General features: G+C 40.3%; 11 protein-coding genes. 7 read left to right on the top strand and 4 right to left on the bottom strand.

What is annotated here, in order from left to right:
- Window positions 1–384, top strand: a 384-nt coding sequence (locus ACKPQ4_RS09200; protein WP_407680888.1) for a hypothetical protein, incomplete at its 5' end; no start/stop codon positions are given.
- 12 nt (window positions 385–396) lie between these two features.
- On the top strand, window positions 397–975 hold the full coding sequence (locus tag ACKPQ4_RS09195) for a hypothetical protein (protein ID WP_407680887.1): 579 nt from the start codon (window positions 397–399) through the stop codon (window positions 973–975).
- Between the two features lie 308 nt (window positions 976–1,283).
- On the opposite strand, the gene ACKPQ4_RS09190 is transcribed toward ACKPQ4_RS09195, so the two are convergent.
- From ACKPQ4_RS09190 to ACKPQ4_RS09180, 3 genes are read right to left on the bottom strand one after another with little or no spacing between them, the layout of a single operon-like run.
- A complete protein-coding gene (locus tag ACKPQ4_RS09190) occupies window positions 1,284–1,691 on the bottom strand; it encodes a hypothetical protein (RefSeq protein WP_407680886.1) in 408 nt (135 codons plus the stop codon).
- A 56-nt stretch (window positions 1,692–1,747) separates the two neighbouring features.
- A complete protein-coding gene (locus tag ACKPQ4_RS09185; RefSeq protein WP_407680885.1) occupies window positions 1,748–3,277 on the bottom strand; it encodes a YifB family Mg chelatase-like AAA ATPase in 1,530 nt (509 codons plus the stop codon).
- A gap of 14 nt (window positions 3,278–3,291) precedes the next feature.
- Entirely contained in the window at window positions 3,292–3,849 is a 558-nt protein-coding gene (locus tag ACKPQ4_RS09180) for an isochorismatase family protein (protein ID WP_407680884.1), read from the bottom strand.
- A 131-nt stretch (window positions 3,850–3,980) separates the two neighbouring features.
- Here ACKPQ4_RS09180 and ACKPQ4_RS09175 point away from each other — a divergent pair, with 131 nt between their 5' ends.
- Genes ACKPQ4_RS09175 through ACKPQ4_RS09155 form a run of 5 tightly spaced genes read left to right on the top strand, consistent with a single transcriptional unit; the run spans window position 3,981 to window position 8,360 of the window.
- Window positions 3,981–4,424 carry a hypothetical protein gene (locus ACKPQ4_RS09175; protein ID WP_407680883.1) on the top strand — a complete coding sequence of 148 codons (444 nt, stop codon included), beginning with the start codon at window positions 3,981–3,983 and terminating at the stop codon, window positions 4,422–4,424.
- 32 nt (window positions 4,425–4,456) lie between these two features.
- Window positions 4,457–5,440, top strand: coding sequence for a M23 family metallopeptidase (locus ACKPQ4_RS09170; RefSeq protein WP_407680882.1), 984 nt, complete (start codon window positions 4,457–4,459; stop codon window positions 5,438–5,440).
- Window position 5,441: 1 nt separating this feature from the next.
- Window positions 5,442–6,533, top strand: a complete 1,092-nt coding sequence (locus tag ACKPQ4_RS09165; protein ID WP_407680881.1) for a hypothetical protein — start codon at window positions 5,442–5,444, stop codon at window positions 6,531–6,533.
- A 34-nt stretch (window positions 6,534–6,567) separates the two neighbouring features.
- Window positions 6,568–7,596, top strand: a complete 1,029-nt coding sequence (locus ACKPQ4_RS09160) for a hypothetical protein (RefSeq protein WP_407680880.1) — start codon at window positions 6,568–6,570, stop codon at window positions 7,594–7,596.
- On the top strand, window positions 7,593–8,360 hold the full coding sequence (locus ACKPQ4_RS09155) for an RluA family pseudouridine synthase (RefSeq protein ID WP_407680879.1): 768 nt from the start codon (window positions 7,593–7,595) through the stop codon (window positions 8,358–8,360). Before ACKPQ4_RS09160 ends, ACKPQ4_RS09155 begins: the two co-directional genes overlap by 4 nt.
- 28 nt (window positions 8,361–8,388) lie before the next feature.
- Here ACKPQ4_RS09155 and ACKPQ4_RS09150 read toward each other — a convergent pair.
- Window positions 8,389–8,640 (bottom strand): hypothetical protein (locus ACKPQ4_RS09150; RefSeq protein WP_407680878.1); only part of this gene is annotated, 252 nt, incomplete at its 5' end.

Here is an 8,640-nt window from a genome sequence, read left to right as displayed (position 1 = left end):
CAGGTCATCGCCAACTCGCAGGTCCCACCCAATTCTGAGGTTCAAGTGTTGGGGATTAAAGGATCAACCTTGATTGTAGCTCATTTGCAAAACTCAAAACTTCGAGGAGAGGTTAACATTGATAAAACCGACTTTAAACAACTACTCGCCTATCGTTTTGAGCTTAATAAGAAGAAAAGATTAGAGTTGGCTAAAAATGTCTCCCTTAAAAAACCTAACCCTGTCAGCAATATTAGAAAGACTACACCAAATAAAACCGAACAAGATGTCATTCCGGACCCATTAGATTTTGGCCACGGTAGATTTTGTATATGCAAAGAGTGTCGAGAGAAACGACTTGCTAAAACAGGTAGCTTGAAAAGTGGATTTGGGATAGAACCTTAACCGTAAGTAATTATGCAAAAAAAGAAAAAGAAGAAAACCATCGAGATTGGTGTTCATGTAAAAGAAATTGTTAGTTCGAAGGGAAACAAGAAACGATGCGGGGAAGTATTAATGATCTTACAAGATGACCCAGGGGATCCAACTTGTGAGCTCCTCGAGGTAGACCCTGATGACCTTACTCCCTTGGAGAAAGGTTCTGACGGTGTTCAAATGTTTAAAGCTAAAAGGTCAAAATTAAAACCCTACACTCCCCGAAAACAATTATTCTCAAAGAAAACATTTGAAAAAGGCGATGTGATCCAAAGTAAACGAGGTGGAAGTTTCAGGTATGGTAGAATTGTATGCTTCGTTCACCCGGATGGTCTTTATTCAACTTCTCATGAAGATGGCTACAATGGTAAAGATCTTATCGAGTGTGTAGAAATTGAGAAGAAACCTGGACTCCTTCAGATCATAGGACCTGATGGTGACCCCAAGCGTTTTCAAGCGAAGGGCAAGGACTGTAAGATCATGAAAGTCATAACCACAGATTCAAAGGGAGACGAAACAACTATGCACAGGTTGGATATCCCAGAAGAAGATAGTTTTTAAATATCACAATTGGATTACTTTAAGTATTGCTAAATCTATTTCAGTCTTAGAAAGCAAGATTGTTTTAAAGTTTTTGATTTTATAAGGAATTAAGTTGCAGTTTGCACGTGATGCAGACTTTGTCTCAAAACTTATATTTACTTTTCCACTTTGCCATCTAGTGATGCACCACTTTATGTCATAGGCCTTTAGTACATACTCAACCGTTTCTTCACGATCCAAGTAAAAAACTCCTGAAATCTTCTTGACCACTTTATATAAAAAAAACCGTGGTAAACACGGTTTCTATTTAAAGGTAAGCAGTTAAGTTATTGGTCGTACTTGCCGGATTTAATTTTTTGGCAAGAAGCAATCGAAATACCCACTTCGGTTGAAGCTTCTGACAATGTTTTGCCAGAAGAAAGTAAGCTTTTTACCTGTAAAACAGTCTCAGGAGTTACTTTCCCTCGGCGTGATTCAATACCAAATCGTTTGTAAAATTCTGCACGGGAAATCGGGGGCATACCTTTTACATAACATTCCAAGTAATCGACCACAGAGCGAAAAATCTTTCGACCATCGCTTCTTATGTGGCGTTTATGGTCATCCTTAATAATTGGGTAATGAACAGAAAGTTTTGGTTTTGTAGGTTTGGCGTTTTGAGATTTAATCTTCTTCTCAATTTTGGCTTTCAAAGCTTTAAGTTCTTTAAGGTCTTCAATTTGGTCTAAGTTCATAATTTTATTTGTTATTTATGTGTTTATTTTAAATTAAAGAGTTATGTAAAGAATAATCATATAATTTTTCTATCTAAATTTCGGTACTGAATAGCTTCGAGTAAGTGGTTTCTTTCAATATTAACACTATTACACATATCGGCTATGGTTCTTGAAACTTTTAATATGCGTGTGTATGCACGAGCAGATAGAGAAAGCTGGTTCATTGCATGGACTAAAACCTGTTTGTTTTCATCACTTAAAAAACAAGCCTTTTCAATCCAGGAATCTGGCATAAATGCATTCGTTTTTATCTTTAATTTAGAAAATCTTTCTCGTTGAATTTTCCTACAAACTTCAACGCGTCTTCTAATTACTTCTGAACTTTCGGATTTTTTGAAGTTTTGTAATTCGGTAACAGCAAGAGCAGGCGCCTCAACATGTAAGTCAATACGATCTAATAAAGGCCCACTAATTTTAGATCTGTATTTTTGGATTTGCGGAATCGAGCATCTGCACGAATTCTTAGGATCACCCAAGTAACCGCAGGGACAAGGGTTCATTGAAGCCACAAACATGAACCTACTAGGCAAGGTAACTTTTCCGGCACTTCTGGATATAGTCACTTCTCCGTCTTCAAGGGGTTGCCGAAGGACTTCCAAGACAGACCTTTTAAACTCGGGCAACTCGTCGAGAAATAAAACCCCATTGTGTGCGAGCGATATTTCACCAGCACCAGGTATTGTACCGCCTCCGATCAGACCCACATCACTAATGGTGTGATGTGGCGCACGAAAGGGACGAGAATTCAAGCCGTTTGCCATGTAAGAGGCATCCCCAGTTGACGAGTATATTTTAATAATCTCAATATATTCATCCATTGAAGGAGAGGGTAAAATTGTAGGTATTCTCTTTGATACCATAGACTTCCCCGATCCTGGCGGTCCAATAATTAACAGATTGTGCCCACCGCAAACTGCAACTTCAACAGCCCTGCGCAGCTTAGGCTGGCCCTTGACTTCATTAAAATCGTATAAAGGATCTTCAGCAGTATTGCTTGAGTTAATTGATGGTCGAATCGCATCCAAGGTAACTTTTTGGTTAAGGAAATCTACAACCTGAGAAAGATTATCAACGCCATAGACTTCAATACCATCAACCAAGGAAGCTTCTTTAGCAGATGCAACTGGCAGGATAACACCTCGCCTTTTTTGTTGCTTTGCTAATACCGCCATGGAAAGCCCTCCCCGAACGTAGCGTAATTCACCGGAAAGGCCAAGTTCTCCGGCAATAAGGAACTCTTTAAGGAGGTCATGACCTAACTGTTTCGTTGAAGCGAGTAAACACAAGGCTACAGGTAAATCAAAAGCACTACCCTCTTTTCTTAAATCCGCTGGAGCTAAATTGACTGTGATACGAGTACGAGGAAGCGAGAATCCCCCATTGGAAAGGCTGGAGTGTACACGGTCGAGTGATTCCTTAACGGTTGCATCAGGAAGGCCAACCAGTACAACTCGGGGGTCACCCCGCTCTCCACTATTAGCCTCAACTGCTACAGGCAAAGCTGACACGCCAAGCAAGGTAGCAGAATTTGTAGAGGAAAGCATTTAGGTTAAATATTTCATATATTTAGCGCCCTATTCTTAATCAGGTTTGAAATCTCCCGAAAATTAGGATGAGCAGAGGATTGAAGTTCGCGAAAAATAAAACTTTCTAATGGAATAACTTCCACTCCTGACTGAACCAGTTGGGAAAGGCAGCGTTCGCCATCTTTTGGAACTCGGCAACTAATGCAATCAGACAGCAAGGTGACGGAAAAACCTGCCTTTAAGGCATCGAGTGCGGTCAGGAAGATGCAAATTGGAGTTTCTATTCCGGCCAGTATGATTCTTTTTGTGGTGGATTGGGTAAGGAAATCGCAAAAACCCGAAGATCCAAATGCAGAAAAAGTATCCTTAATTATTTTTTGGGGATTATCTAGCTGGGAAACTATTTGCTGATCTGTACTCCCCAGTTTCTCAGGAACTTGTTCTGTAAGAACAGAAGGGACCTGGACCAATTTCGAACAGGCAGCGAGAATCGAACAGGATTCAATTAGTTCGTCTGCATTTTCAATGGAATTAAGTAAGCGTAATTGCATATCCATAAATACAATTAGACTGGATCGTTCTTGCATCATAGGTTTTTTACTTAGCACCATCTTTTAAGGTTTATCAATACCCTGAATTTCCCTTACTCTCAAGAACAAGCATGCTTATGATAAAACATCTTTTACGATCTCATTACAAGTATTCACTTATTTGCATCCTATTGTTCCTGTTTAGTCAGCTTGGATGCTCAAAGAATGGTTACGATTCAACTAAAATAACTCACCGTCCCCGAATTTTTGTAGAGGGCGGTGCACCTATTCCAATTATCGATGAGTATGACATATCAGGAACAAAGCTAGGAAGCTTTTCTGATATATTCAGCCCAAACAAAGAAGGCCGTATTTATGGTATCTGGATCGGGCTAGACCGGAGAGCCGCAATGACCCTGCAGAAAGAAACCGCCAACCGGATTGGGAGAAGTTTAAGCCTTGTCGTAAACGGAACTGTTGTTGGCATACACCCAATCGAATCTACGATAACTAATGGATTCATTCCATTCATGTTTGCCCATCGCAAAACCGAAGAAGAAATTTATGCATTTTACAGCAAACTCGAACTTTCTGTTAGGCATATCAACCTTGAGTTGCAAAATCAGAGAAATTAAAAGTGGTCGGTCTTGGTAAAATGATTATCCGATTGAGTGCTATCACAATAGCATTTTTATTTTGCCATAACTTATCTGCCAATTTTTTAACCCTCGCTTGGCCAACACCCAACCCATCTTTTGCAAAAGGGCTTGGATACCATGCATTTCTTCAAAAAACTGGTCCAGGGAAAGAGTTTTCATCAGGTGCATTTGGTTGCGTGAGAAATAATGGCTATAAATTCCACGAAGGCCTGGACCTTTTCCCTCTAAGGAGTAGCAAGCAAGGCCACGCAGAAGATAGTGTATTTGCTGTAATGGATGGAACTGTTTCCCATGTTAGTTATTCGGCTACCGCGAGTGCTTACGGGAAATATATTGTAGTGGAACATAAAGGTTTTAACCCCGTATTGTATTCCCTCTATGCACACCTTGCTAAAATTTCCGATGGATTAAAAGTTGGGTCGAAGGTGAAAATTACACAAGTTCTCGGCAAAATGGGGAATTCTGCATCGTTCCACATCCCTTTAAGCCGTTCTCACTTGCATTTTGAAGTGGGATTGCGCCTAAGCGATCAATTTAGCAAATGGTATGACCGTCAAAGCTTTAAGACTAAAAATAAACACGGTAATTTTAACGGTTACAACTTAGTCGGATTCGACCCAATTCATTTTTATTCAAGTTTTCAAAAAATGAAGTTTTCTTCACCGAAGGAATACCTAAATAGCCTACCAGTAGTTACGAAAATTAGGGTTAGTGCACCTAACCTACCCTTTTTCGCCCGTCAAAACCCCTCCCTTACTACGGGTAATATTAAGGGTCTTTCAATCAAGTCATGGATTTGTTCATTCGGGCCTTTTGGTGTCCCCCTTCGACTTGAACCGTCAGGATTAAGTACTACAGAAAAAATTCAGGTCTTAAGTTATAACGAGCAAGTCGATTCCGACTCCTGCAGGAAACTTATCGTAAGGGATAAAGGAAAATTGAGACCATCGAATCAACTTGAAACATACCTCGAGCTAATTTTTCTTGAGTAAAATGACTGCTTCACCCCTTCGGGTCGCCTGCTTTGTGTCCTCTCACGGCTTTGGCCATGCAACACGAATGTCAGCAATTATTAACCAGATTTGCCGAAAAGATAACCGGGCTGAAATCATGATCTTTAGCCAAGTGCCCTCATGGTTTTGGCCCGCTAACCTACCTCGGAATTGTAACATACAAATAATTAACGAAGTAACAGATGTTGGACTGGTGCAGAAGGGTCCTTTTCATCACTCCCTTGAAGACAGTTTTTTTCGAGTCGAGGAATTTTTATCCTTCAGTGATTCACGAACCAAACGATGCACCGCATTGCTTAAATCTTCAGATCCACACTTGGTTTTATGCGACATTTCACCACTAGGTATAGAATTGGGCAATCGATTGCAGATACCAACAGTTTTGCTAGAAAACTTCACTTGGGATTGGATCTATCAAAGTTATACCGGACAGTACCCTGGTTTCCAGCATTTGGTCGAGAAACTCAAAAAAATATATGATAAAACAGACCTGCGCATCCAGTGCCGACCTTTTTGCAATGAGGTCAAAAACTGCCCCTCTGTAAACCCAATCTTTCGATTCCCTCAAACAGACAGAGATATCGTGCTTTCAAGACTAGGTTTGAGCTCAAGTGACAAATATGTGATTCTGACGACTGGGGGTATTCCAATGAAGCATGAAATCCTACAAGATACTCATGGATTTCATGTTATTATCCCTGGCGACTACAATTCCATTAATCGGCAAGATAAAGTCACATACATTCCCATGAATTGTGAGATAGCCTTTATTGATCTGGTTCAGTCATCCAGTCATGTAATCGGGAAAGCTGGGTACAGCACAGTGTCCGAGTGTTGGGGCATGAATATTCCTTTTACTGGAGTCTTCCGGGAAGATTTCCCAGAATCACAAGTCTTGAGGGAATTTTGTCAAAAAGCTTTAACCTTTAATGAAATCAGCCATTTAGCTTTCATTGATGGTTCATGGTTTGAGTTATTCGAAGATCTGCCAATTACTAACATGGAACATTCCCCAAAAATTAATGGTGCAACTCAGGCAGTCGACGAGATAGTGAGTTTCATTAACGAATAAAAAAGTAATTGCATAAAAACTGCCTAAAACCTCGATGAATAGAGTCACTCCAACTACTGGAAAATTCAAGGAGGGTTTGAGTGCAGCCTGCCTAACCTTACTTTTAATGAACTCTGTATTATGGTTTAATCCATTGGCTTTTATTAAACAAAACAAAGCATATAGTTATGATATGAAGCTTAACTGGCAGAAGAGTTATGAACCTGACTCTGCCCCCTCTCCATTAAAAATATATACTGAAGCCAACCCTAGTGTAATGGATAACCAACCCGACGAAACAAATTTGATATCCACTCAAAATCAACAAGCTGCTCAACCATCACCAGTTGACAAGCTGAACAGAAATGAAACTCTGCCCGAAAGTACAGGTACTTCGCAAAACTTAAAGATCGTACCCAGACTAGAGATAAAGCCTTCAACGGATCTGCCCGAACCAAAAGAATCTACAATAACAGTCCCCCAAAAACTACCCTCCTCCATTCTCCCCCCAAAGAACTCCTCAGGTATGCCCCAAGAGATCAATGATGGATGGTCAGAAGGACCACGCAAGAAAGACAAGGACAGAAAAATCATTAACCTTTCGAATCAACTTCCTTTAGACAAATCAAATAGAACTACTCCACAAGAAGACAATCCTCCTGTCGTTCAAAAAACTAGACCTAGGCTCTCTTTGGACTTGCTTAACGGCCCATTGTTGCAAAAAACCACAAGTGCTCCGAGGGTTGGCAAACTAGCAGTGGAGTGTCGCCTAAATCCTTACGGCGTTTACATGCAAGCAATGCTCAAATCAATAGAAAGGCAATGGGGTGAACTGATACTTGATTCGTACAGGTATTTGCAACGAGAACAATTCCCTGAAAAAGCTATGTTTCGATTCACCCTACTGAGCAACGGACAAATCAAAAACCTCAACCAAATAGGATTTAATCTCACTGAGCAATTATCGACAGAACTGTGCAGGCAAGCAATTGCATCCAGATCGCCCTTTGGCATTTGGACTGAAAAAATGATTGAGGAGTTTGGGTATTCAGATGAAATTTCAATTACTTTTAACTATAAATGAAGATAGCTGAAAATGATATGCCCTTTGAGCTTCCTTTAGACAGGGAGTGTAATGTTATTGATTTTCACCCCAGCGGTATTTGGGCAATTGAAAAGGCATGCGGTATATTGTCTCACCCTAATCGCAATGGTGAAAACAAAAGGGTTTTGTTGCATAGTTCCTATGATTTTGATCTAGAGAAATACCACTGGGTTGACGCAAAAGGAAATGAAAGAGAATTTTATCTTGTACACCGATTGGACTCTGCCACTTCTGGTCTAATTCTTGGTGTATCTAGCTTCAATGTAGCCGAAAAATTAAAGGCGGCGTTTTTAAACCGAGATGTTAAAAAAACCTATTTTGCCATAGTCGCCTATAATGGAAGACCTGTTAGGCCAATCTGGAAGGATTTCCTTCAAAAAAACCCCTCTAAGGGTAAAATTAGAGTAACTTCAGGTAAAACAGGTGACTCAGCAATAACTTCAGTTTCAATGCAGAGAAAGACACCTACTAGGTTTGGGAACCTTGCACTCCTTGAACTTAAGCCAAAAACTGGTCGAACTCACCAGTTGCGCGTTCAATGTGCTAATCGAAAACTACCAATTATTGGTGATAGAACCTACGGAAACTTTGAATTGAATCGTAAGATTTCCAAAGCTACCAAGGTGCAAAGAATTTGCCTGCATGCATCAAAAATCTCTTTTTCCATCAAAGTAAATGGAAAGTCCATACAATGGGAAGCTGAGTCTGCAATGCCCAGAGCATTTGCAAGATTGCTTCACTGAAGAATAAAGCCTAACTGAAGGCCGTTGACTAAAGGTCAAAACCCGCGGAAAGTTCAATCATATGGCCCTGTAATCGGTCATAGTTTTCATGCGCCGAGGTTAGGTAATGTTTATAATCGAGGCTTATCGACCAGTTTTCCATAACTCGGTATGACCAACCAAGTAAAAAATCATAGGAAAAACCAACTCCATCATATTTATGACCTCCGAGCTCTTTATTTACAAAAGCAATGCCCAAACCAATACCAACTCGTAGATCGGCACGAGTACCCAAGCTTTT

This window comes from Candidatus Chordibacter forsetii (genome assembly GCF_964187505.1).
GTDB lineage: Bacteria > Verrucomicrobiota > Verrucomicrobiia > Opitutales > Seribacteraceae > Chordibacter > Chordibacter forsetii.
Note: the sequence above shows the minus strand (reverse complement) of the source record. Positions and strands in the feature narration are given on the sequence as shown.